The sequence below is a fragment of the Variovorax sp. RA8 genome (genome assembly GCF_901827175.1).
GTDB lineage: Bacteria > Pseudomonadota > Gammaproteobacteria > Burkholderiales > Burkholderiaceae_C > Variovorax.
Genome location: NZ_LR594662.1, coordinates 4,605,440 through 4,628,056 on the forward strand (window position 1 = coordinate 4,605,440; position 22,617 = coordinate 4,628,056).

Sequence of the window (22,617 nt, forward strand, 5' to 3'; positions counted from 1 at the left end):
ATGCCCACCCGCAGTCCGTCCTATCATGAACCCGATCCGTTGCCCCCAGATTCACCCAAGGAGACCCGAGCATGCACGCATGGCTCTGTGAGAACCCGACCGGCGTCGATGCGCTGACCTGGAAAGAACTGCCAACGCCGGCGCCTGGCCCGGGCCAGGTGCTGATCGAGATCAAGGCAGCCAGCCTGAACTTTCCCGATCTGCTGATCGTGCAGAACAAATACCAGATAAAGCCGCCGCTGCCCTTCGTACCGGGATCGGAGTACGCCGGTGTGGTCTCGGCCGTCGGCGAAGGAGTCACCCAATTGCGCGTGGGCCAAAGTGTTGCTTGTCTGTCGGGCACGGGCGGCTTCGGTACCCACACACTGGCTCCCGCGGCCCTCTGCATGCCCCTGCCCGAGGGCTTCGGCCATGTCGATGCGGCCGCCTTCATCATGATCTATGCCACTTCCTGGCACGCGCTGATGGACCGGGCGCAGCTCAAGCCCGGCGAGACCGTGCTGGTGCTCGGCGCAGCCGGCGGCGTCGGCACTGCCGCCATTCAGATCGCCAAAGCCGCTGGCGCCAAGGTGATTGCCGCGGCGTCGACGGACGAGAAATGCGAACTGTGCAAATCCATCGGCGCGGACCTCGCGATCAACTACACCACGCACGCGCTTCCCAACGGGTTCCGCGATGCAATCAAGGCGGCGACTGACGGCAAAGGTCCCGACGTGATTTACGATCCCGTCGGCGGGGAATTCGCAGAACCCGCGTTTCGTTCGATCGGCTGGCGGGGACGCTATCTGGTGGTGGGTTTCGCCTCCGGACCGATTCCTTCGCTGCCGCTCAATTTGATGCTGCTCAAAGGCGCATCGCTGGTTGGTGTGTTCTGGGGCGATTTCGCCAAGCGCGAGCCCAAGGCCAATGCGCAGATGATGGCTGAATTGGTGAAATGGTATGGCCAGGGCAAGATCAAGCCGGTGATTGACAGCACCATGCCAATGGCCGAACTCAAGACGGCCTATGCCCACATGGGCTCGCGTGGCGTCAAGGGTAAGCTCGTCATGGTCAACTGAGCGCCGACGCCACCATAAAAAAGCCCGCATCGCGGGCTTTTTTTATGGAGAGAAGACGCCTCAGTGGATCTCGAACTCGGACAGCGATTTGCCGGCGGCCAGTGCCTCGGTGATCCAGCGCGGCTTGCGGCCGCGTCCGCCTGACCAGGTTTCTCCCGTCGGGCTGCGGTACTTCGCAGCGGACTTCGGCGCGGCCGCCGGAGGTCCCCGCCTGGTGCTGCGCGCCCCGAGTTTCAAATCGGCCGCCGTCAGGCCGTATTCGGCGATCTTCTTCCGCAACTCCTCGATCACGCTCGAGCGCTCCTGATTGCGCAGCTCCTCGGCTTGCTTGCGCAATTGCGCAATCTGCTCGTCGTGCTTCTTGATCTGGGAATTGATGTCGGCAAGTGTTGAGGCCATTGGTGCAAAGTTCCTCCGAATTAGGAAGTCGGAATTCTAATTCAAGTCCGAATTGCTGCAAGCACCGCGTGTGCCAAAAAAAACGCCGGTCGAATGACCGGCGCTTTGCATCAATGGGTTGGGGTGGCTGATGGGACTCGAACCCACGACGACCAGAATCACAATCTGGGACTCTACCAACTGAGCTACAGCCACCGCAGAGCCGGCAATTGTAGCCGGAAAAAAGCTAGCGTCCGATGGCAATGCCCGCATCGACCGGTTTCGGCACCAGGATCTCAGCCTTGAACCGGCTCTTGAGCAGCTCGTAGTAAGCGGCAGCCTCCGCGGCGGACGTGGCCAGCGCGACCTGCTGGGTTTCCTGCTGCGCCATCTCGGCGGCGGGCGGCGTGCGCGGCACGGTCTTGTTGACGCGAACGACGGCATATCCTTGCGCGCCGAGGTCCACTCCCACTAGCGCGGGCAGCTTGGCCGGATCGGCGCGCAGTGCTGCCTCGATGACCGGCATCGGCTGCGACTGCGCGTCCAGCCGCGAAACCGTCAGCGCCGCGCCGAAGGTCGCACCGGCCGCGTTGGACTGCCAGGCTGCGAGCTTGGCTTCGCCTTCGGTTTTGGCCAGCGCCCCCGCGCGTTCGGCGACGAGTTGCGCCCGAACCTTGTCCTTGACCTCTTCGAAAGGCTGCGCCCGCGCCGGGGCGTATTGCGTCACTCTCCCGGACGCGAGCTGGTTCGGACCGATCTCGATCGCCTCCGTGTTGTGCTTGCGCTCCAACGAATCGGCCGCAAACAGGGCATTCAGGAAATTGCGGCTGGCCAGGGCCCCCGTCGCACCGGGCGCTGGCGTGCGTGCCACCTTGTCGGCTGTGCGGATCGCCAGCTTCAGCTTCTCGGCGGCCGGCTTCAGGCTGTCGGGCTGTTGGTAGACGGCATCGGTGAAGGTCTCGGCCGCCTTGGCGAACTCCTGCGTGGCTTGCTGGCTGCGAACCTCATCCTCGATCTTCGCGCGCACCTGCTCGAACGGCGGCACCACTCCCGGCTTGATGTCGTTGAGCTGGATGATGTGGTAGCCGAACTCGGTCTCGACCAAATCGCTGATCTCGCCCTTCTTGAGCGCGAACATCGCTTCCTCGAACGGCTTCACCATCGCCCCGCGCGCCACGAAGTCGAGATCGCCGCCCTTTTCTGCCGAGCCAGGGTCTTGCGAATTTTTGCGCGCGATCTCGGCGAAGCTGGCGGGCGCCTTCTTGACCTCGGCGAGCAATCCCTGCGCCTTCTCGCGCGCCTTTTCGCGCTCCGCGGCCGGGGCGCCCGAGGGCACGCTGATCAGGATGTGGCTGGCACGGCGCTCCTCCTTCGTGCCGAGGCGTTCGCGATTCTGTTCGTAGTAGGTGCGTACGTCGGCCTCGTTGACGGCGATGTTCTTCTTGGCAGCCTCGAGGTCCAGCACGAGGTATTCGACACTCGCCTGCTCCGGCACCTGGAACTGAGCGACATGCTGTTTGTAATAGGCCTCCAGGTCCGCATCGCTGACAGTGACCTTGGCCGCGAACTCACCGGGAGCGAAGCGCGCCACCTGGATCTCGCGCCGGTCATAGAAGGCGTCGAGCATGACGGCGGTCTGCGCCGGTGTCGCGAGGGCCGTATCGGTAATGCCCTTCAGCACCTGCTGGCGCACCATCTGCGCAGCGAGTGCGGCCTGATGCTGCTCGGGTGTCATGCCCGTGGCGCGCAAGAACAGATCGCGGTCGAACTGACGCTTGCCATCCTTGACGACGACGAAGCTCGCCAGGCCCGGATCGTTCTGGAAGATCTCCAGTTGGCGCTGCTCGGTCACCACGAAGTGATCCTGGGCCGCGGCGGCGGCCAGCACGCGGTCCCGCACCATCCGCTCGAGCGTCCCGTAGCGCTGCGCATCCGTATCGAATATCGCGGGATCCACATCCGACCTTTGCTGGCGAATGCGATCGACATCAATGCGATGCTGCGCATCCCACTCCGGACGACGAATGCTCTCGCCCGCCACGCTGGCGACCTTCTCGCCCTTGTCGCCGGAACCGCTGTAGCGGTCCAGCACGCCGACCACCACGAATGACGGCACGATCAACAGGAACAGGACAACCATCAGGATTTTGTTGTGCTGTCGGATGAAATCGAACATGGATGGGGGTCTCTCCAGCGAAAAACAAAAAAGGCGAACTGACTGTTCGCCTTTGCATCGGTTGGTGGGTGCTGAGGGGCTCGAACCCCCGACCTACGCCTTGTAAGGGCGCCGCTCTACCAGCTGAGCTAAGCACCCCACCGGGATCCGACTCTCAGTTCAGCGCATCTTTCAGCGCCTTGCCGGGCCGGAACTTCGGGATCTTGGCGGCCTTGATTTTAATCGCGTCGCCGGTCCGCGGATTGCGGCCCGTGCGTGCAGCGCGTTTACCCACAGCAAAAGTGCCGAAACCGACGAGCGAGACCGAGCCGCCCTTCTTGAGCGTGGTACGAATGGCGCCGATCGTCGATTCCAGTGCGCGCGTTGCAGCGGCTTTCGAGATGTCGGCGTTTTTTGCGATGTGCTCAATCAGTTCGGTTTTGTTCACAAGGACCCCTTGCAGAATAAATAGTTGATCGGGTAGCGTCAGAAGCGGTGCCGGCCCCGTGACGAAGCCACGGGGTTCGTTTAAGAAGAAGGATGGCAGTTCTGATGCGCCGGCAGCGCACTGCCGACAAGGATTACAACCACTGGTCCACGGGGTGTCAATACGACACGACGCCGTGCAATCCAGCGAGGCCCGCGATTCTAGTGATGTTTTGCGCGGTCCCTTTTTCCCATGCGGCTGCGTTCAGAGCGCTTGCGCAATCGCGCGCCCCAGGTCGATGGTGCCCGCGCTGCCGCCGATGTCCGGCGTGCGCGGCGCCCCGCTCTCCGGCGCCAGCACCTTTTCGATCGCGGCCAGGATCGCGTCGTGCGCGTTCCTGTGGCCCAGGAACTCGAGCATCATGGCGCCGCACCAGATCTGGCCGATCGGATTGGCGATGCCCTTGCCCGCAATATCCGGCGCCGAGCCGTGCACCGGCTCGAACAGCGACGGCGTGCTTCGCTCAGGGTTGAGGTTGGCGCTCGGCGCGATGCCGATCGTGCCGGTGCAAGCGGGGCCGAGGTCGGACAGTATGTCGCCGAACAGGTTGCTGGCCACCACCACGTCGAAGAAGTCGGGGCGTTGCACGAAATGCGCCGTCAGGATATCGATGTGGAACTTGTCGAGCTTGATGTCCGGATAGTTCTTCGCCATCTCCGCCACGCGCTCGTCCCAGTACGGCATGGTGATCGAGATGCCATTGGATTTGGTCGCGCTGGTCAGGTGCTTGCCGGGACGCGACCGCGCCAGCTCGAAGGCAAACTTGAGAACCCGGTCCACGCCCGTGCGCGACATCACCGTCTCCTGGATCACGATCTCGCGCGCCGTTCCCTCGTACATGCGCCCGCCGATGCTCGAGTACTCGCCCTCGGTGTTCTCGCGCACGATGTACATGTCGATCTCGCCGGGCTGCCGCGCCGAGCCGTCGCGCCGCACCACGGGCGCGACGATGCCGGGCATCAGGCGCGCAGGCCGCAGGTTGATGTACTGGTCGAACTCGCGGCGGAACAGCAGCAGAGACCCCCAGAGCGAAACATGGTCCGGAATCTTCTCGGGCCAGCCGACCGCGCCGAAATAGATCGCGTCGTGACTGCCGATCTGGTCCTTCCAGTCGTCCGGCAGCATCTTGCCGTGCTTCTCGCAGTAGTCCCAGCTCGAGAAATCGAAGTGGTCGAAATGCAGATCGATCCCGAACTTGCGGGCCGCCGCATCGAGCACGCGCAGCCCCTCGGGCATGGTTTCCTTGCCGATGCCGTCCCCGGCGATCACGGCGATACGCTTCCTGCCGCTCATGATGTCTTCCTCTATATATCAAACAAAAAACTGAAGCGCTTCCTCGGCCAGCGCCTCGGATGCCTCTTCGGGAATGTAGTGGCCGCAAGCCAGCGCAGCACCGGATACTCGCTCGGCGCGCTCGCGCCAAAGGCTCGGCACATCGAAGCAGCGCCCCACCGCGCCATGCTCGCCCCACAGCACGCGCAGCGGCTGCACAAGCTTCAGCCCGGCGGCGACATCGGCGCGGTCATGCTCGAGATCGATCGTGGCCGAAGCACGGTAGTCCTCGCAGATGCCGCGCGCCGTACCGGCGATTGCGGCGCAGCGCTCGTACTCGGCCAGCGCCTCGGGAGCGAAGGGCGCCAGGCCGGCATGTCGGCTGCCCATCACGCTACGCACGTAGCGCGCCGGGTCGGACTCGATCAGAGCCTCGGGCAGCGGCGACGGCTGGATCAGGAAGAACCAGTGCCAGTACGCACGAGCGAAGGCGTCGGACGTCTGTTCGTACATGGCGAGCGTGGGCGCGACATCCAGCAGCATCAGTCGCTCGACGGCCTGAGGATGATCCACGGCGAGCCGGTGCGCAACGCGCGCGCCGCGATCGTGCGCCAGAACCTGGAAGTGGTCGAAGCCGTGATGGCGCATCACGGCCATCGCATCCCTTGCCATCTCGCGCTTGCTGTAGGCGAGGTGCGCGGCATCGGCCGCCGGCCGATCCGAGTCGCCATAGCCGCGCAGATCCATCATGACGAGTGTGAAGCGCGTGGCCAGCGCAGGCGCCACGCGATGCCAGATGGCGTGTGTCTGCGGATGGCCGTGCAGCAGCAGCAAGGGCGCGCCCTTCCCGCCCATGCGCCCGTGCAGGCGGACCCCGTCGCGAAACACGTGGAAGGAGGAAAAGCCGTTCTGCATCCCCGACATTGTGCGTTGCGCTTCTGACGCTCATCAAGAAACAATGAGCAAATTGACTCTTTCCACCAAGGAACGAATGGAACGCAGTGACCTCGAGTTGGTTCTTTCCGTTCGCCATGCGGGCAGCCTGGCTGGCGCGGCCGCGGCATTGAGCGTGGTGCCCTCGGTCGTTACCAAGCGGCTTGCACAACTTGAAAAAGAGCTGGGGCATCGTCTTTTCGAACGCACCACTCGCCGACTGAGCCTCACCGCCGAGGGTGAGGCCGTCTGCGCGCACGCCCAGCGCCTGCTCGAAGGCTTCGCGGCGCTCGAGTCCGAGTTGCGCGAGCGGCAGAAAGAGCCGAGCGGCGCGCTGCGGATCGCCGCCACCTTCGGGTTCGGACGACGCTGGCTAGGCCCCGCGCTTGCCCAGTTCGGGCAGCAATACCCCGCCTTGCAGATCGAACTTCACCTGACAGAACGGCTCCCGGATCTTGGTGCCGATGGCTACGACGGCGCGGTATGGCTCTGGTCCGCGCCGGCCCGGCACGCGGGAGACTGGGTCGCACGCCGGCTGGCGCGGAACCAGCGCGTGCTGGCCGCGTCGCCGGCCTACCTGCGACGACGCGGAACCCCTGAGGATGCGCAGGCCCTGGCCGGGCACGATTGTCTGGTCGTGCACGAAAACGAGGCTGCGCCGGCCCGCCCCTCCGATGTGTGGGCCTTGAGCGACGCGAAGAATCGCACCTCCACGCGCGTTCAGGTCCGCGGCCCCCTGTCCAGCAATTCCGGCGAGCTGGTGCGCGACTGGTGCCTCGCCGGCCACGGCATCGTGCTGCGCAGCCTCTGGGACATCGCGCCGCAGTTGAGCTCGGGCGAACTCGTTCGCGTGCTGCCGGAGTTGTCGATGCCGGATGCCGACATCCAGTGGATCGCCCCCTGGCGCGCCAGGACGCCGCGCCGCGTCCGTCTGCTGGTCGACTTCCTGGCCGAACAGTTTCGCCCGGAGCCATGGAAGCCGGCGGCGCTTCCGCTGGGTGCCAGGCATCACAAGGTGTAACGAACTTCCGACGCCTTTCCGGGTTGCGGCTCGCGTTTGTGTGCTTCTGGCCACGCCTGGGAGCCGCTTATCGGCCGAAACCGACCATTTGTCGCGCTTTCTGACGGCTCAATGTGATAACTTCACATTCTTAACATATCGTCACATTTCTCAGGCTCGGTGGGCACCGGTACCCTGAACAGCTCGCTTCGAGCAAGGCAGTTGGAGAGTTGATGCGCAAACAGCACGGGTTCACATTGATTGAACTGGTCATCACGATAGCGGTCGTCGGGATCCTGGCCGCCATCGCCCTGCCCAGCTACCAGCAGTACATCATTCGTTCCAAGCGGTCGGCGGCACAGGCTCAGATGATGGACATCGCCAACCGGCAGCAGCAGTACCTGCTCGCCAACCGCGTCTATGCGGACAAGACCGCGCTGCAAGCCGGCGGCTACAGCCTCCCGGCCGAGGTGAGTGCTGGCTACGACTACAGCATCACCTTGGGCACCGGCGCCGTTCCGGGCTTCACTGTGACGTTCACGCCGAAGGGCAGCCAGGCCAGCGACGGGGCGCTCACGCTCAACAACGAGGGCCTCAAGGCGCCCGCCGGAAAATGGTAAAGCTTCACTCACAGCGCGGCGCGACCCTGCTGGAAGCGTTGGTCACGCTGGTCATCATCGCCTTCGGCCTGCTCGGGCTGGTAGGCCTGCAATCGCGCCTGCAAGTGTCAGAGATGGAGGCCTACCAGCGTTCGCAGGCGCTGATCCTGCTGAACGACATGGCCAACCGGATCGCCATCAACCGCCGAGCCGCCGGCAGCTACGTTACCGGCACGCCGGTGGGCACCGGCAACTGCCCCTCCGCCACCGGCAGCCGCCAGCAGGTCGACGCCGCCGAATGGTGCAACGCGCTCCAGGGCGCGGCGGAGACTTCCGGCACCAGCAAGCTGGGCACCGTGATCGGCGGCCGCGGCTGCGTGGAGGACCTGGGCAACAACGAGTACCTGATCACGGTCGCCTGGCAGGGCCTGGTGCCGATCTCCGCGCCGCCCGAGGGCGTCGCCTGCGGCAAGGACCTCTACAACGGCGACGCAGCATCGCGCTGCCAGAACGACCTGTGCCGCCGCACGGTGACGACGCTGGTGCGCATCGGATCGCTCACATGAAAGCGCCGTCCCGTGATCGCTTCCTGCGGCCGCATGCCGCCGCCGCGCAGCGGGGCCTGACGCTGATCGAGCTGATGGTGTCGATCGCCATCACGCTGATCATCGTGGCGGCTCTGATCACCCTGTACCTCAACGTGTCGCGCTCCAACCGCGAGATGGTCAAGGTCAACCGCCAGATCGAGAACGGGCGGCTTGCAGTGCATGTCCTGGAGAACGAGGTCGCGCACGCCGGCTTCTGGGAAAACTACATGCCCCAGTTCGACGACCTGACCCTGACCACCGTGCCCGCCGACGTGCCGGCCGGCGCAGCGCCCGATCCCTGCCTGGCCTATACGGCCGCCAACTGGACCGATGCCTACAAGCGCAGCCTGCTCGACATTCCCGTGCAGATCTACGAGGACGTCCCCGCCGGCTGCGCCGCAATCGTGACCCACAAGAAGGCCGATACCGATGTGCTTGTGGTGCGTCATGCCGAGACCTGCTTCCCGTCGGCGGCGCCATCCAACTGCGAAGCGGAAGTCGCCGGCAGGCTCTACTTCCAGTCGTCGCTGTGCGCGACGCAGACGCCCTCGACTTTCGAGCTGAACATCGCAGGCTTCAACGGCATCCTGCGCAAGGATTGCACCGCGGCCGCACCCAAGCGCAGGTTCATCTCCGACATCTACTATGTACGGGACTACGCCGAAGCCGAGGGCGACGGCATCCCGACACTGGTGCGCTCGCGCCTGGACGCCGCGGGCGGTACGCCCGCCTATACGGAGCCGGTGGCGCTGATCGAGGGCATCGAGGGCCTTCGCGTGGAACTGGGGCTGGATACGCTGGGCAAGACCGGCCTGGCCGTCAACTACACGCAGGCCATCAACTGGCTCGATGCCAGCAACAAGACGACACCGACCAATCGAGGAGACGGCAGTCCCGACGGCGCCTTCGTGCGCTGCACCACCGGCACGCCGTGCACGGCAGACCAGTTGATCAACACGGTCGCCGTGAAGCTCTACCTCCTGGCACGCAGCATCGAGCCCTCGCCAGGCCATGCCGACAACAAGACCTACAAGCTCGGCAGCGCCGCGACCCTTCCTGCGTACAACGACCCGTACAAGCGGCACGTGTTCTCCACCACCGTGCGCCTGACCAACGTCGCAGGCCGAAGGGAGACGCCGCCGTGAGAACCAACCGCCCGAGCCGGCAGCGCGGCGCCGCGCTGATCGTCGGCCTCATCATGCTGGTGCTGATCACGCTGACCGTGGTCGTCGCCTTCAACGTCAGCATCACCAACCTCAAGTCGGTGGGCAACATGCAGACGCGCAACGAGGCCGTCGCCGCAGCCAACCGCGCGATCGAGGAAGTAGCCGCCTCGTTGTTGCCGCCCAACGCGGACGGCAGCCCGTCGATGGTGGCGCCGACGGCGACCGTCAGCCTGGTCGACATCAACAACGACGGAAAGACGGACTACACCGTGCAGATCGCAGCACCGACCTGCGCACGGGTAACCAAGGCCTCGGGCGGAGGCGGCGGCACGACAACCGGCCCAGGCGGCATCACCGGGGGCGGTTCCTCCAGCGGCTCGGGCCTGACCACGCTGCCGGATCAATACAACGCTGTGTGGGACATCAGCACCACCGTGACCGACGCCGCCACCGGCGGCTCGACCGCGGTCCGTCAAGGCGTGCGCGTGCTGATGAGCCAGGCGCAGTTCGAAGCTTTCTGCCCCTGAGGGGTTCTTTCTGCGATCAGACGATGAACAGGTTCGACAAATGAAAAAGAACTTTCTCAACCCTTTGTGGACCGCTGCCCTGCTGGCGCTGCAGCTGGCGGCACCAGCGCGGGCGGAGGACATCGACCTGTTCACCGGCTACACGCCGGCCGTGACGGATCTTCCCAACGTGATCTTCGTGCTGGACAACACCGCCAACTGGAACCAGCCCTTCGACGCTGAGATGACGGCCCTGGCGAGCGCCTTCGCAAGCCTCAAGCCCAACAGGTTCCGTGTCGGCCTGATGATGTTCAGCGAAACAGGCAACGGCAATTCCAACGTCGACGGGGCCTATGTGCGCGCCGCTGTCCGCACGCTGGACGACGGTACCAAGCTCAAGTACGGCGAACTCTTTCGCCAGGGCAGTCCCGGCAGGCTCGACAAGCTCGACGACAAGTCCAATGGCGGCAAGGTCGGCAAGACCATGGTGGAGATCCACCGCTACCTCACCGGCGGCGAGCCGATGGCCGGCAACAACAAGCTGAAGACGGACTACACCGGAAACGTCACGGGCACCGCGGCGTCGAGGGCCATCTACGCATTGCCTGGCAACGCCCTGAGCGCATTCAACGGTACGGCCTACAACAGCCCGAACACGGCCCACTGCACCGGCACCTACGTCATCTACATCAGCAACGGCGCTCCGCAGGACAACACCAGCGACACCAAGACGGCAGCCGATGCGCTGCGGGCTGCCGGCGGCACGACGACCACCATCACCCTGAGCCCCAGCGGATCGCAGGACAACATGGCGGATGAATGGGCCAAGTTCCTGAACACCAGCCTCGGCGTGAAGGTCTACACCATCGAGGCCGCCGCGGCAGCCGGCGGCCAGGGGCCCGGCTGGACCGCGCTGCTCAAGAGCATGGCCGGCCAGAGCAAAGGCGAGTATTACGACCTGACCACAAAGCCCGACCTGGGCGCGGCACTGGGCGACGCGCTCAACGACATCTTCAGCAAGATCCAGTCCGTCAACAGCGTGTTCTCCTCGGTGAGCCTGCCCGTGAGCGTCAACACGCAAGGCACCTACCTGAACCAGGTGTTCGTCGGCATGTTCCGCCCCGACCAGGATGCCTTGCCGCGCTGGAACGGCAACCTCAAGCAGTACAAGCTGGGCCTGGACGGAAACAAGCAGCTGATCCTGCAGGACGCCGACGATGCCAACGCCATCAACACCGAAACCGGCTTCATTGCTCCCTGCGCACGCAGCTTCTGGACCCCCGCGCGCAGCGACACCGACAAGTACTGGAGTTTCCGTCCGGCCGGCGACTGCATCGGCAAGGAAGTCGCCGACAGTCCTGACGGCAACATCGTGGAAAAGGGTGCCCAGGGCTATCTGTTGCGACACATGACGGTGGCCGCTCGTAACGTCAAGACGTGCGCGCCTGGTGCCTGCACCGGCTTGATCGACTTCAGCACCGGCAATGTGACGCGCTCGGCCGTCGGCGTAGCGACCGACGCCGACCGCAACACCCTGGTCAACTGGGTCCGCGGCGAGGACAACAAGGGCGACGAGAGGCTGGACAGCAGCGGCAACCCCTTGAAGGATTCCAACGGCAATCCCCTGACCTACCCCGACATGCGCCCATCGGTGCATGGCGACGTGGTCCATTCGCGCCCGGTGGCCATCAACTACGGCACCGATGCAGCGCCGCAAGTGGTGGTGTTCTATGGCGGCAACGATGGCGCCCTGCGCGCGATCAATGGCAATCGCAGCACCACGAGCACACTGTTCGGTTCGGCCCCTGCCGGCAGCGAGCTGTGGTCGTTCATCCCGCCGGAGTTCTACGGCAGCCTGAAGCGGTTGCGCGACAACACCGTCCGCATCAACTATCCCCAGACCGCGGCCACGACCACCGGCGCCGCTGCACCCAAGCCCTATGGCATGGATGGCCCGGTTTCCGCCTACCGGCAGGGCAGCGATACCTGGCTGTTCGCAACCATGCGCCGCGGCGGTCGCGCGCTTTATGCATTCGACGTGTCGAGCCCGACGGCGCCCACGCTCAAGTGGCGCAAGGGCTGCCCGAACCAGGACAACGACACCGGATGCGACACCGGCTTCGAAGGCATCGGCCAGACCTGGTCGGCGCCGAAGGTCGTCAAAGCCTCGGGCTACAGCAGCGGACCGCTGCTGGTCTTCGGCGGCGGCTACGACAAGTGCGAGGACGTCGACACGAACGACCCCGCAAAAGCCTGCAGTTCGAGCACCAAGGGCAACAAGGTCTATGTGCTCGATGCCAACCAGGGTACGGTGCTCAAGACCTTCACCACGAACCGCGCGGTGTCCGGCGAGGTCACGATCGTCACCGATGCCACGGGCCTGGCGAAGTACGCCTACGCGGCCGACCTGGGCGGCAACGTCTACCGCATCGACATCAAGGACGCGGCACCCGGCGCCTGGACCATGATGACGCTCGCCTCGCTGGGTTGCGACGATGCCGTGGGCTGCACCCCCAACCGCAAGTTCATGTTCGGCCCGGACGTCGTCGAGGACAACGGCGTGTACGTGCTGCTCCTGGGCTCGGGCGACCGCGAGAAGCCACTCCAGTACTACAGCAATGCCTTGTCCGTTGCCAACCGCTTCTACATGCTGGTGGACAAGCCCTCCGACGACACCTGGCTGAACGCCGAACCCGCACGCTGCGGCGCCGTCAAGGTGCTGTGCCACCAGTCGCTGGTGGCGATCACGGGCACGTCGACGCCGACCGGCACCGAACTGGCGGCCAAGAAGGGCTGGTATCTGGCGCTGGCGGCTGGCGAGCAGGTCGTGACCTCGTCCGTCACGGCCTATGGCACCACCACGTTCAGCACCCACATACCGACCGACCCCTCCAGGCAGAGCCAGACCTGCCGCGCCGACCTCGGCACAGCCAACGTCTACAACGTCTCCTATCTCGACGCCTCGCCCCCGCAGGGAGGGGCGCGTTCCGACGTGATCGTCGGTGGCGGTCTGGCCCCCTCTCCTTTCGTGGGCCGGGTCAGGGACGACAACGGCGGCCAGCGCGACGTGGTCATCGGAGGCAGCCGGGACTCCGTGCTGAGCCCCAAGGAGGCTGTCGGCAAAGCCGCCTTCCGCCAGCCCAAGGGCCGGGTCTACTGGTTCATCCAGAAGTGAGCGCTGCAGACGTCCATCGCTCGCGCGCGGGGAGGCTCGGACACCGTTCGGGCAGGCGCCCGCGCGGCTTCACCCTGATCGAGCTGATGGTCACGATCACGGTGCTGGCGATTCTGCTCGCAGTGGCCGTGCCCTCCTTCGATGGAATCCGCCTTTCCAGCCGACTGACTTCGTACGCCACCGATCTGATGGCCGGCAGTCAGTTGGCACGCACGGAGGCGATCAAGCGCAACGCCCCAGTCACGATGTGCGCGTCGGCCAATGGCACCAGCTGCAGCACCTCCGGCGGCTGGGAGTCCGGCTGGATCGTGCTCAGCGGCGCGACGGTCATCCACCAGCAGCCGGCGGCCGCCGCGGGCTACAAGCTCACGGAAGGCGGCGGCACCACCTCGCTGACCTTCGAGTCCACCGGCGTCGGCGCCAGCCAGGCCACCTTTACCATCTGCCGCGCAAGCCCCAGCGTGGGCGGCCAGGAACGCGTGGTCAAGATCAGCGCCACCGGGAGGGCATCGATCACGCGGACGGCGCTCGGCACCTGCGCCTGAAGGCGGGCGAGGGATTTTTCATGCGATGCTCGGCGACATGCAAAATCGGCCGGCCGAGTCCCCTTCGGCGCCACAACAACAACGGAGCTTAGGCATGGGGCGGGCCCCTCACTGACATGGAAAACCAGCTCGCCTGGGCACTTGCAGCCTGCGCACGCGTCATGCGCCCGGTGGTCCGGCTCGCATTGGCCATGGGAGTCAAGCATCCCCATCTCGAGGAAATGCTGCGCGACCTGCTGCTGGACGAGGCGCGCCGTTCCTGGCAGGCCCAGGGCGTCAAGAACCCCAACATCAGCCAACTCTCGGTATCGACGGGGCTCAACCGCAAGGCCGTCACGGCCAAGGTCCGCGAGCTGGGTGAAACCCTGCCCCATACCGAAATGTCGGCGGCCGCCAAGACCTTCACCCTGTGGCTGCAGATGCTGGCCGAGCATCCCGAGCACCGGCGCCTGCCCGTCGTGGCCGGAGCCGGCGTGCCTTCCTTCGAAACGGTGGCCAGGCAAGCCAGCCGCGGCAACATGCACCATCGCGCCATCCTGGACGAGCTGGCCCGCCTGAACATGGTGGCCGAGCACGAAGGCCACGTCGAGATCACGGCCGACGCCTTTGTGCCCGCGAAGGATCTGCAGTCCATGCTGGCCTTCTTCGGCGACAACGCCCGAGATCACCTGCTGGCCGCCGTCTCCAACACCCTGGGCGAACGGGCGCCCATGCTCGAGCGCGCGGTCTACGCCAACGGCGTGACCCTGCAGGACTGCCAAGGTATCGAGCAATTGGTCCGGCAACGTTGGAGCAGCCTGCATCACGAGCTGACGCACGAGATGACACGAGCCGTCGCCTCGGTCGCCGGAAACGCATCGGGCCGAATCCGCGTCGGCATCTACACCTACTACGAGGCCGAATCGGCCACGCCGGCCGAGCCGGGATCCGGCGTGCCCGGGACGGCGCAATAGGGGACAAAGAATGAAGAACAGCCTCGTGCGAAGCTGCCTGATCGCAGCATCGATGACCCTGCTGCTCTCGTGCGGAGGTGGCAGCGACGGCGGCAGCTTCGCTCCCGTCGGCGCAAGCGGCGTGTCGTCGGGTACCGCATTCCGAGGCCTGTACCGCGACGCCTCGGGTGGCGACGGCAGGTCGGCATCCGAAGGCGGGTCGACATCCGCAGATGGAGCGAGCGCACCGGATGGAACAGATGCCGCAGATGGATCGGGCACATCGGACGGTTCCACGACGACCGCTGCCGGCGGCGAGGACTCGGGCGTCGGATCGGGCGGCACCGGCGTGAGCACCGCGGACGCCGTGGGCATCGGCGGGGTCGACGGCCTGGGCAGCATCATCGTCAATGGCCTGCGCTACGACACCGACAGCGCCATCTTCAGCGTCGAGGACGCCCCGGCCCTGCAGATCGGCATGACCGCCAAGGTCACCGGCCCCTTCAACGCCGACTTCACCAGCGGCGTCGCGAAGCATGTGGCATCCGCCGCGGAACTGCGCGGACCGATCGCCGGCGTGGACCTTGCCGGCGGCAGCTTCTCCCTCATGGGCACCACCGTGACCACGGACGAAGCAACGGTGTGGGCCACGGCGACGGGCCTGACCGGGCTGCTGCCGGGCGCAGCGGTTCAGGTCTGGGGCCTGCCCGCCGCACCCGGCGTGCTTCGCGCCACGCGGGTCGAGCAGCATCCGGCGAACTCGGCGCCGATCGCCACCGGCACGGTGCAAAACCTGAACACCGGCTCGCGCGTCTTCACGCTGGGGAGCCTGAGCGTCGACTACGGCACGGCCTCCTTCAGGGGCGGCATCGACGCCAGCACCCTGGCGAACGGCGCCATCGTGCGCGTGCGTGCCGCCGCCCAGGCAACGCCGGGCGTGCTGTCGGCCATGGTAGTGGAAGCGTGGCACACGGTGCCGCAGGCGAGCAGCACGCCGGTTCAGCTGGCCGGCATCATCACCGACTACGCGGCACTGGCCTCGTTCCGGCTGCTGGGCACGACGGTCGATGCCGCCTCGGCGCAGATCACCGGTGGCCCTGCCAATGCCATCGGCAACGGCGTGAAGGTGGAAGTCGGCGGCACCATGACAGGCGGCGTCCTCGTCGCGACGAAGCTCATGATCAGGCATGTTCCGGGGACTGGCGGGCCGGCATCGTTCAAGGTCATCGGCCCGGTGGCCGGCTACAGCTCCCCGGCGAGCTTCCTGGTGCGCGGCCAGCAGGTGGACGCCAGCGGCCCAGGCGTCGCTTTCGTCAACGGCACCGTGGCCAATCTGTTCAACGGCGCAAGAGTGACGGTATCGGGCTCGCAGATCGTCAACGGCGTGCTGGTCGCCCGGCAGGTCAGCTTCGATTGAGGATGACCCGCCGGCGAATGCGCCCGAGGGGCTTCAGCGCTCGCCGCGCACGACCAGGCTCACGCCCACCGCCGTCATCGCGATGCCCACCAGCGTGGCCACCGTGATCGGCTCGGCAAAGAGAAGCCAGGCCATCAGCGCGGTGCAGGGCGGCACGAGGTACAGCAGGCTGGTGACGGCCGTGGCGGTCCCGCGCTGGATCAGCATGTACAACAGCGAACTGCCGCCCAGCGACAAGGCCAGCACGGACCAGGCCATCGCCCCGCCCGAATAAAGGTTCCACTGGATGCTGTCGGCCTCCAGGGCCGCGAAGGGCAGCGTGACCAGCAGCGCCGCCCCGAGCTGTATCGCGCCCGCGATGCGCACGTCGCACGGTGCGACGAAGCGCTTCTGATACAGCGTCCCCGCGGTGATGGAAAGGAGCGCCATCAGCGCCAGCCCCATGGTCAGCGCGCTCACTTCCCCGCCCTGCCCGAGCTTGCGCAGCACCACCAGCACGAGGCCGGTGAAGCCCAGTGCGAGGCCGGCCCATTGGCGGCGCGAGATCGCGCCACCGTGCATCGACAGCCAGACGGCCGTGAGCACGGGCTGGATGCCGACCAGCAGGGCGACCAGCCCCGAGCCCATGCCGGCGCGGACCGCGGCCCACACGCCGCCGAGATAGCCCGCCTGCATCAGGATGCCGGTGACCGCCAGATGCGCCCACTGCGCACGCTCGAGTGGCCAGCGCACGCGCGCTGCCCACACCCAGGCCAGGAAGCAGAGCACAGACAGCGCATAGCGCACCGCCAGGAACTTGAGCGGCGGGGCATAGGGCATGCCGTAACGCGCCACGATGAAGCCGGTGCTCCAGATCAGCACGAAGACCACGGGCATGGCCCGCACCCATCCCGAAGAAGCCGGCGCCTCGGCCGCCGTCATTTGGCGCGGGCCCGGATCTCCGGAACGGCCTTCTGGAGGTAGTAGACCATCGACCAGACCGTGAGCACGGCCGAGATCCAGATCAGCCACTGGCCCCAGGTGCCGGTGTCGATCACGCCGAACAGGACGCCATCGAAAAGCAGGAACGGGATCGCGACCATCTGCACGACGGTCTTGATCTTCCCGATCATGTGGACCGCCACGCTCTTGGCGGCGCCGATCTGCGCCATCCATTCGCGCAAGGCAGAAATGGCGATCTCGCGGCCGATGATGATCAGGGCCACGAACACGTCGGCGCGGTTCAGGTGCACCAGCACCAGCAGCGAGGCGCACACCAGGAACTTGTCGGCCACCGGATCGAGGAAGGCGCCGAAGGCAGAAGTCTGGTTGAGCCGCCGTGCAAGGAAGCCGTCGAGCCAGTCGGTGGCGGCGAACACGATGAACAGCACCGTGGCCACGATGTTGCGCATCGGCTCGCTCAGGGGCAGGTAGAACACCCCCACGATCAGCGGGATCGCGACGATGCGCGTCCACGTCATGATGGTGGGGAGCGTCCAGAACATGGCGAGGAGTATATGGCTCGCCCCGGGGCCTGCCCGCTTCGCGGGCTAGTGCAGCGCCCTGTAGATCTCCTGCGCCAGTTCGAAGGCGATGCCGTCGACCGATGCGATGTCCTCCACGCTCGCGGCCGCCACGCCGCGGATGCCGCCGAAGCGCTGCAGCAGCCGCGCCCGGCGCTTGGGCCCGATGCCGGGGATGTCCTCGAGCTGGCTGCCGCCGACCCGCACCTTGGCGCGCTTCGCACGCATGCCGGTGATGGCGAAGCGATGCGCCTCGTCGCGGATCTGCGCGACCAGCATCAGGGCCGCCGAGTCGCGGCCGAGGTACACCTTGTCGCGCCCGTCGGCAAAGACCAATTCCTCCAGGCCCACCTTGCGCCCCTCGCCCTTCTCCACCCCGACGATCAGCGACAGCGGCAGCCCCAGTTCGCCGAACACCTCGCGCGCCATCGACACCTGGCCCTTGCCGCCGTCGACCAGCACCAGGTCCGGCATGCGCGCTCCACGCGTGCCCGGCCGGGCATCGCTGCCGGCGCCGGCCGCATCGCCCGCCGGCGGCGCATCGGTCTCTGCTGCCATCGCCTCGGCCAGCTTGCCGTAGCGGCGATGAAGCACCTGGCGCATCGCGGCATAGTCGTCGCCCGGCGTGATGCCCTCGATGTTGTAGCGGCGGTACTCGCGGTTCTGCATCGCGTGATGCTCGAAGACCACGCAGGAAGCCTGCGTGGCCTCGCCCGCCGTGTGCGAGATGTCGAAACACTCGACGCGGAAGTTGTCGAGGTTGTCCGGCGCGAGCTCCAGCGCATCCACCAGCGCGCGCGTGCGCGCCTGTTGCGAGCCTTCCTCGGCCAGAAGGCGCGCGAGCTGCAGGCCCGCGTTGGTCTGCGCCATCTCCAGCCAGTGCCGGCGCTGCTCGCGCGGCTGGAACACGGCCGTCACCCGCGTGCCGGCCTGCTGCGAGATGGCTTCGATCAGCTCGCGGTTCACCAGCTCGCTCAGCACCAGCGTGGGCGGCACCGGCACGTCGATGTAGTGCTGGGCGACGAAGGCCTCGAGCACCTGGACCTCGACCGACCCGGCAAAGGCGCCCGGGGCCTCCTCGCCTTCGACGTCCTGGGCACCCTGCTCCATCTGCGCCGCATCCTCGATGTGAACCGGAAAGTAGGCGCGGTCGCCCAGGTGCCGGCCGCCACGCACCATCGCGAGGTTGACGCAGGCCTTGCCGCCCTGCACCTTGACCGCGAGGATGTCCACGTCCTTGTCGGAGGCGATCTCGATCGACTGCTGGTGCAGCACGCGCGACAGCGCCGACATCTGGTTGCGCAGCTCGGCCGCCTGCTCGAACTCCAGCTTCTCGGCATGCGCCGTCATGCGCGCCTCGAGCTGGGACAGCACCGCCTGCGTGTCGCCCAGCAGGAAGGCCTCGGCATTCGCCACGTCCTGCGCATAGGCCTCGGGCGTGATGTAGCCCACGCACGGGCCGGTGCAGCGCTTGATCTGGTAGAGCAGGCAAGGCCGCGTGCGGTTGGCGTACACCGTGTCCTCGCAGGTGCGCAGCCTGAAGACCTTCTGCAGCAGCTGGATCGATTCCTTCACCGCCCAGGCGCTCGGATACGGGCCGAAGTACCGATGCTTGCGGTCGACGGATCCGCGGTAGTACGCCAGGCGCGGGAAGGCATGCGACGCGATCTTCAGATAGGGGTAGCTCTTGTCGTCCCGGAACAGGATGTTGTAGCGGGGCTTGAGCGTCTTGATCAGGTTGTTCTCGAGCAGGAGCGCCTCGGCCTCGGAGCGCACCACGGTGGTCTCCATGCGGGCGATCTTCGAGATCATGTGGCCGATGCGCGTGCCGGCGTGGTTCTTCTGGAAATAGTTGGCCACGCGCTTTTTCAGGTTGCGCGCCTTGCCCACGTACAGCACCGCGCCCGCGGCGTCGAAATAGCGGTAGACGCCCGGCAGTTGCGGAAGCGCCGCAACCTCGCTGAGCAATTGGTCGGAATGCGTGTCTGACATCGGGCGCTATTGTGCTGGCGCGAGCGCGGCCGGTTGCGGGGAACGGGCTGTAGAGTATCCCGCGATGCGCTGGGACATTTTCTGCAAGGTCATCGACAACCATGGCGACGCCGGCGTGTGCTGGCGGCTGGCCTGCGGGCTCGCGGCCGCCGGCGACGCGGTCCGGCTGTGGATCGACGACCCGTCGGCACTGGCATGGATGGCGCCGCAGGGGCACGAGGGGGTCCGCGTGGTCACGTGGACCGAGGCCGGCGCAGCGCGGGAAGCCGGCGCCGAGCCCCCGCCGGACGTGCTGATCGAGGCCTTCGGCTGCGACCCCGCGCCGGAGCTCGTCGCGCGCTTCGCGGAACCCGTCCCGCAGGGCACGCCGCGGCGGGTCTGGCTCAATCTCGAATACCTTTCCGCGGAGCCCTACGTCGAACGCCTGCATGGACTGCCTTCGCCCGTGTTCAAGGGCCCAGGCGCGGGCCTGACGAAGCACTTCTTCTATCCCGGCTTCACCCGCGCGACGGGCGGGCTGCTGCGCGAGGAAGACCTGCCGGCGCGCCGCGCGCGCTTCGACCGCGCCGCCTGGCTCGCGCAGCAGAACATCCTCTGGAACGGCGAGCGCCTGGTCTGCCTCTTCTGCTACGAACCGCCGGCGCTCGGGGCCCTGCTGGCACGCTTCGAGCAAGCGGGCGAGCCCACTCGCCTGCTGGTGACCGCCGGACGCGCATCCCGTGCCCTGCCGCCCGGACCCGCCCAGCGCGGCGCGCTGTCGATCCACTGGCTGCCCTACCTGTCCCAGGCCGATTTCGACCACCTGCTGTGGGCCTGTGACCTGAACTTCGTGCGGGGCGAGGACTCGCTGGTGCGCGCACTCTGGGCCGGCGCGCCCTTCGTGTGGCAGATCTACGCCCAGGACGACGACGCCCACCACACCAAGCTCGACGCCTTCCTGGACTGGCTGGAGGCTCCGCCCGTGCTGCGCCGCCTTCACCACCTCTGGAACGGCATGGCCGAGGGGGAACTGCCGGACCTCGGCCCGTCGGCCCTGGCGCCGTGGCAGGCAGCCACGGCCGCCGCGCGCGATCGGCTGCTCGAACAGGACGGCCTTGTGACTCGATTGCGGCGGTTCGTCGCCCAAAAAAGTTAGAATTGCGGGCTTTGCGGATTTCCGGCCGGCCTAGCCCAGGTGCCGCTGCATCCGCTGAACCCGCCGCGGTGAATGTGTCAGAGGATCCAGGCCCAGACACACCGAGCGGCCAACATCCAGAGACCCTGACTATGAAAATCGCTCAAGAAATCCGCGCCGGCAACGTGATCATGCACGGCAAGGACCCAATGGTCGTGCTCAAGACCGAGTACAGCCGCGGCGGCCGCAATTCCGCCACCGTGCGCATGAAGCTCAAGAGCCTGATCGCCAACTTCAACACCGAAGTCGTGTTCAAGGCAGATGACAAGATGGAACAGATCGTGCTCGACAAGAAGGAGTGCACCTACTCCTACTTCGCCGACCCGATGTACGTCTGCATGGACAGCGAGTTCAACCAGTACGAGGTCGAGGCCGAGAACATGGGTGACGCCCTCAACTACCTCGAGGACGGGATGCCGGTCGAAGTGGTGTTCTACGACGGCAAGGCCATCTCGGTCGAACTGCCCACCAGCGTCGAACGCGAGATCACCTGGACCGAGCCGGCCGTCAAGGGCGACACCTCGGGCAAGGTGCTGAAGCCCGCCAAGATCGCCACCGGCTTCGAGGTCCCCGTGCCGCTGTTCGTCTCCCAGGGCGATCGCATCGAGATCGACACCCGCACGGGCGAATACCGCAAGCGCGTCTGAGCGGCTCCCGCATTCGCGTCAAGGGCTCCTTCGGGAGCCTTTTTTGCGTACGCTAGACCTCATGGACACCGCCCCTTCTCGAAGGTGACGGGCGTCACGGACGCTTCTGACCGAGCTGCTCCAGGAATGCAGGCCGGGTCGTGCAGCGCGCACAATCCTAGGCCGATCTCCGCACCAGACCATGCCCAACAACGCACACGACCTCCACAACAAGCGCCTCGCCGACGCCTGGGCCACCCTCCAGGCCCATGCGGACAAGGGCCTTCCTCTCAATGCCGATCCCTCGCGACTCGCCTTTGCCGACCCCGAGTTCCTGTTGCGGCGGGAAACGCGCGGGTTGCGCATGCAGCTCGAGCTGATGAAACCCGACCTCGAGATGCGTGCCCACGGCATCGAGAACACCGTGGTGGTGTTCGGCAGCGCGCGTTTCCGCAGCGAGGAGGAATCCGGTGCCCTGATCGCCCAGGCCGACGCCGCCGGCGACGCCGTGGCCGCCGCGCGCTGGCGCAGGCTGGCGCGCAGCTCGCACTACTACGAGAAGGCGCGCGCCCTCGGAAAGCTGATCGCCCAGTACAGCGACGACAAGGACCCGGAAGACAAGCTCTTCGTCTGCACCGGCGGCGGCCCCGGGATCATGCAGGCCGCCAACCGCGGCGCCTACGAGGGCGGCGGACTCTCGGTCGGCCTGGCCATCGCGCTGCCGATGGAGGAGGAAGCCAATCCGTACGTCACGCCGGCGCTGAGCTTCAAGTTCCACTACTTCGCGATCCGCAAGATGCATTTCATGATGCGGGCGAAGGCGCTGGTGGCCTTCCCGGGCGGCTTCGGCACCCTGGACGAGCTGTTCGAGGTGATCACGTTGGTCCAGACCCGCAAGGCCCGGCCGGTACCGATCGTGCTCTTCGGCTCTGACTACTGGAAGCAACTGATCAACTTCGACTTTCTGGCCGAGGAAGGCGTCATCTCCCCCGAGGACGTGAAGCTCATCGAGTACGTGGACACGCCGCTGGACGCGTGGGACGCGATCAAGCGCTTCTACAAGCTCTGAGCGGGACTGGCGCGCGCGGGCTCACTGGAGTACCTCGCCCTGGC

21 protein-coding genes and 2 tRNA genes are annotated in these 22,617 nt (G+C 66.3%); 13 read left to right on the forward strand and 10 right to left on the reverse strand.

Features of this window, described 5'->3' with window-relative positions:
- Positions 1 to 71: 71 nt before the first annotated feature.
- Complete coding sequence (locus tag E5P3_RS21650) at positions 72 to 1,058, forward strand: NADPH:quinone oxidoreductase family protein (protein WP_162587842.1); 987 nt, start codon at positions 72 to 74, stop codon at positions 1,056 to 1,058.
- Positions 1,059 to 1,118: 60 nt separating this feature from the next.
- Here the strand turns inward: E5P3_RS21650 and E5P3_RS21655 are convergent, their stop codons facing one another.
- From E5P3_RS21655 to E5P3_RS21685, 7 genes are all read right to left on the reverse strand, one after another.
- Positions 1,119 to 1,457: an H-NS histone family protein gene (locus E5P3_RS21655; protein ID WP_162587843.1), complete on the reverse strand. Its 339-nt coding sequence runs from the start codon at positions 1,455 to 1,457 to the stop codon at positions 1,119 to 1,121.
- Positions 1,458 to 1,576: 119 nt separating this feature from the next.
- Positions 1,577 to 1,652: transfer RNA gene (locus E5P3_RS21660), tRNA-His, on the reverse strand.
- Between the two features lie 31 nt (positions 1,653 to 1,683).
- Positions 1,684 to 3,612 carry a peptidylprolyl isomerase gene (locus tag E5P3_RS21665; protein ID WP_162587844.1) on the reverse strand — a complete coding sequence of 643 codons (1,929 nt, stop codon included), beginning with the start codon at positions 3,610 to 3,612 and terminating at the stop codon, positions 1,684 to 1,686.
- A 62-nt stretch (positions 3,613 to 3,674) separates the two neighbouring features.
- Positions 3,675 to 3,750, reverse strand: a tRNA-Val gene (locus E5P3_RS21670).
- 16 nt (positions 3,751 to 3,766) lie between these two features.
- Positions 3,767 to 4,039, reverse strand: coding sequence for an HU family DNA-binding protein (locus E5P3_RS21675; protein WP_007830705.1), 273 nt, complete (start codon positions 4,037 to 4,039; stop codon positions 3,767 to 3,769).
- A 243-nt stretch (positions 4,040 to 4,282) separates the two neighbouring features.
- The gene (locus E5P3_RS21680) at positions 4,283 to 5,371 is read right to left on the reverse strand and encodes a tartrate dehydrogenase (protein WP_162587845.1); all 1,089 of its coding nucleotides are present in this window, start codon (positions 5,369 to 5,371) and stop codon (positions 4,283 to 4,285) included.
- 18 nt (positions 5,372 to 5,389) lie between these two features.
- A complete protein-coding gene (locus E5P3_RS21685) occupies positions 5,390 to 6,265 on the reverse strand; it encodes an alpha/beta fold hydrolase (protein WP_162587846.1) in 876 nt (291 codons plus the stop codon).
- A gap of 76 nt (positions 6,266 to 6,341) precedes the next feature.
- On the opposite strand from E5P3_RS21685, the gene E5P3_RS21690 reads away from it, so the two are divergent.
- The 9 genes from E5P3_RS21690 (at position 6,342) to E5P3_RS21730 (ending at position 16,210) form a co-directional block, all read left to right on the forward strand.
- Entirely contained in the window at positions 6,342 to 7,304 is a 963-nt protein-coding gene (locus E5P3_RS21690; RefSeq protein ID WP_162587847.1) for a LysR substrate-binding domain-containing protein, read from the forward strand.
- Between the two features lie 212 nt (positions 7,305 to 7,516).
- A complete protein-coding gene (locus tag E5P3_RS21695) occupies positions 7,517 to 7,903 on the forward strand; it encodes a type IV pilin protein (protein ID WP_162587848.1) in 387 nt (128 codons plus the stop codon).
- On the forward strand, positions 7,897 to 8,448 hold the full coding sequence (locus E5P3_RS21700) for a prepilin-type N-terminal cleavage/methylation domain-containing protein (RefSeq protein WP_162587849.1): 552 nt from the start codon (positions 7,897 to 7,899) through the stop codon (positions 8,446 to 8,448). The genes E5P3_RS21695 and E5P3_RS21700 overlap by 7 nt, the downstream gene beginning before the upstream one ends.
- Entirely contained in the window at positions 8,445 to 9,614 is a 1,170-nt protein-coding gene (locus E5P3_RS21705) for a PilW family protein (RefSeq protein WP_162587850.1), read from the forward strand. The genes E5P3_RS21700 and E5P3_RS21705 overlap by 4 nt, the downstream gene beginning before the upstream one ends.
- Positions 9,611 to 10,162, forward strand: coding sequence for a pilus assembly PilX family protein (locus tag E5P3_RS21710; RefSeq protein ID WP_232073257.1), 552 nt, complete (start codon positions 9,611 to 9,613; stop codon positions 10,160 to 10,162). Before E5P3_RS21705 ends, E5P3_RS21710 begins: the two co-directional genes overlap by 4 nt.
- Positions 10,163 to 10,202: 40 nt before the next feature.
- On the forward strand, positions 10,203 to 13,316 hold the full coding sequence (locus tag E5P3_RS21715; protein WP_162587851.1) for a pilus assembly protein: 3,114 nt from the start codon (positions 10,203 to 10,205) through the stop codon (positions 13,314 to 13,316).
- Complete coding sequence (locus E5P3_RS21720) at positions 13,313 to 13,861, forward strand: GspH/FimT family pseudopilin (protein ID WP_232073258.1); 549 nt, start codon at positions 13,313 to 13,315, stop codon at positions 13,859 to 13,861. Before E5P3_RS21715 ends, E5P3_RS21720 begins: the two co-directional genes overlap by 4 nt.
- Before the next feature lie 116 nt (positions 13,862 to 13,977).
- Positions 13,978 to 14,814 carry a DUF6502 family protein gene (locus E5P3_RS21725; RefSeq protein WP_162587852.1) on the forward strand — a complete coding sequence of 279 codons (837 nt, stop codon included), beginning with the start codon at positions 13,978 to 13,980 and terminating at the stop codon, positions 14,812 to 14,814.
- A gap of 10 nt (positions 14,815 to 14,824) precedes the next feature.
- Positions 14,825 to 16,210 carry a DUF5666 domain-containing protein gene (locus tag E5P3_RS21730; RefSeq protein ID WP_162587853.1) on the forward strand — a complete coding sequence of 462 codons (1,386 nt, stop codon included), beginning with the start codon at positions 14,825 to 14,827 and terminating at the stop codon, positions 16,208 to 16,210.
- Positions 16,211 to 16,243: 33 nt separating this feature from the next.
- Here the strand turns inward: E5P3_RS21730 and E5P3_RS21735 are convergent, their stop codons facing one another.
- The 3 genes from E5P3_RS21735 to uvrC are packed head-to-tail and all read right to left on the reverse strand — an operon-like array spanning position 16,244 to position 19,704.
- Entirely contained in the window at positions 16,244 to 17,131 is an 888-nt protein-coding gene (locus E5P3_RS21735) for a DMT family transporter (protein ID WP_162587854.1), read from the reverse strand.
- Positions 17,128 to 17,694, reverse strand: a complete 567-nt coding sequence (gene pgsA, locus E5P3_RS21740; RefSeq protein ID WP_162587855.1) for a CDP-diacylglycerol--glycerol-3-phosphate 3-phosphatidyltransferase — start codon at positions 17,692 to 17,694, stop codon at positions 17,128 to 17,130. The genes E5P3_RS21735 and pgsA overlap by 4 nt, the downstream gene beginning before the upstream one ends.
- Before the next feature lie 45 nt (positions 17,695 to 17,739).
- Positions 17,740 to 19,704, reverse strand: a complete 1,965-nt coding sequence (gene uvrC / locus E5P3_RS21745; RefSeq protein ID WP_162587856.1) for an excinuclease ABC subunit UvrC — start codon at positions 19,702 to 19,704, stop codon at positions 17,740 to 17,742.
- A gap of 64 nt (positions 19,705 to 19,768) precedes the next feature.
- On the opposite strand from uvrC, the gene earP reads away from it, so the two are divergent.
- The 3 genes from earP to E5P3_RS21760 all read left to right on the forward strand — a co-directional run bounded on the left by earP (position 19,769) and on the right by E5P3_RS21760 (position 22,573).
- Positions 19,769 to 20,839 (forward strand): elongation factor P maturation arginine rhamnosyltransferase EarP, encoded by a 1,071-nt coding sequence (gene earP / locus E5P3_RS21750; RefSeq protein WP_162587857.1) that lies wholly within the window; start codon positions 19,769 to 19,771, stop codon positions 20,837 to 20,839.
- A 131-nt stretch (positions 20,840 to 20,970) separates the two neighbouring features.
- Positions 20,971 to 21,525 (forward strand): elongation factor P, encoded by a 555-nt coding sequence (gene efp / locus E5P3_RS21755; protein ID WP_068683006.1) that lies wholly within the window; start codon positions 20,971 to 20,973, stop codon positions 21,523 to 21,525.
- A gap of 181 nt (positions 21,526 to 21,706) precedes the next feature.
- On the forward strand, positions 21,707 to 22,573 hold the full coding sequence (locus tag E5P3_RS21760) for a TIGR00730 family Rossman fold protein (protein WP_162587858.1): 867 nt from the start codon (positions 21,707 to 21,709) through the stop codon (positions 22,571 to 22,573).
- The last annotated feature ends 44 nt before the right edge of the window (positions 22,574 to 22,617 follow it).

Bases quoted from the DNA above. Each gene is read 5' to 3' on its own strand.
- E5P3_RS21665 (WP_162587844.1), bottom strand. From the start codon at position 3,612: ATGTTCGATTTCATCCGACAGCACAACAAAATCCTGATGGTTGTCCTG.
- E5P3_RS21730 (WP_162587853.1), top strand. From the start codon at position 14,825: ATGAAGAACAGCCTCGTGCGAAGCTGCCTGATCGCAGCATCGATGACC.
- E5P3_RS21690 (WP_162587847.1), top strand. From the start codon at position 6,342: ATGGAACGCAGTGACCTCGAGTTGGTTCTTTCCGTTCGCCATGCGGGC.
- pgsA (WP_162587855.1), bottom strand. From the start codon at position 17,694: ATGTTCTGGACGCTCCCCACCATCATGACGTGGACGCGCATCGTCGCG.
- E5P3_RS21700 (WP_162587849.1), top strand. From the start codon at position 7,897: ATGGTAAAGCTTCACTCACAGCGCGGCGCGACCCTGCTGGAAGCGTTG.
- earP (WP_162587857.1), top strand. From the start codon at position 19,769: ATGCGCTGGGACATTTTCTGCAAGGTCATCGACAACCATGGCGACGCC.
- E5P3_RS21705 (WP_162587850.1), top strand. From the start codon at position 8,445: ATGAAAGCGCCGTCCCGTGATCGCTTCCTGCGGCCGCATGCCGCCGCC.
- E5P3_RS21680 (WP_162587845.1), bottom strand. From the start codon at position 5,371: ATGAGCGGCAGGAAGCGTATCGCCGTGATCGCCGGGGACGGCATCGGC.
- efp (WP_068683006.1), top strand. From the start codon at position 20,971: ATGAAAATCGCTCAAGAAATCCGCGCCGGCAACGTGATCATGCACGGC.
- E5P3_RS21735 (WP_162587854.1), bottom strand. From the start codon at position 17,131: ATGACGGCGGCCGAGGCGCCGGCTTCTTCGGGATGGGTGCGGGCCATG.
- E5P3_RS21695 (WP_162587848.1), top strand. From the start codon at position 7,517: ATGCGCAAACAGCACGGGTTCACATTGATTGAACTGGTCATCACGATA.
- E5P3_RS21655 (WP_162587843.1), bottom strand. From the start codon at position 1,457: ATGGCCTCAACACTTGCCGACATCAATTCCCAGATCAAGAAGCACGAC.
- E5P3_RS21685 (WP_162587846.1), bottom strand. From the start codon at position 6,265: ATGCAGAACGGCTTTTCCTCCTTCCACGTGTTTCGCGACGGGGTCCGC.
- E5P3_RS21760 (WP_162587858.1), top strand. From the start codon at position 21,707: ATGCCCAACAACGCACACGACCTCCACAACAAGCGCCTCGCCGACGCC.
- E5P3_RS21715 (WP_162587851.1), top strand. From the start codon at position 10,203: ATGAAAAAGAACTTTCTCAACCCTTTGTGGACCGCTGCCCTGCTGGCG.
- uvrC (WP_162587856.1), bottom strand. From the start codon at position 19,704: ATGTCAGACACGCATTCCGACCAATTGCTCAGCGAGGTTGCGGCGCTT.
- E5P3_RS21650 (WP_162587842.1), top strand. From the start codon at position 72: ATGCACGCATGGCTCTGTGAGAACCCGACCGGCGTCGATGCGCTGACC.
- E5P3_RS21725 (WP_162587852.1), top strand. From the start codon at position 13,978: ATGGAAAACCAGCTCGCCTGGGCACTTGCAGCCTGCGCACGCGTCATG.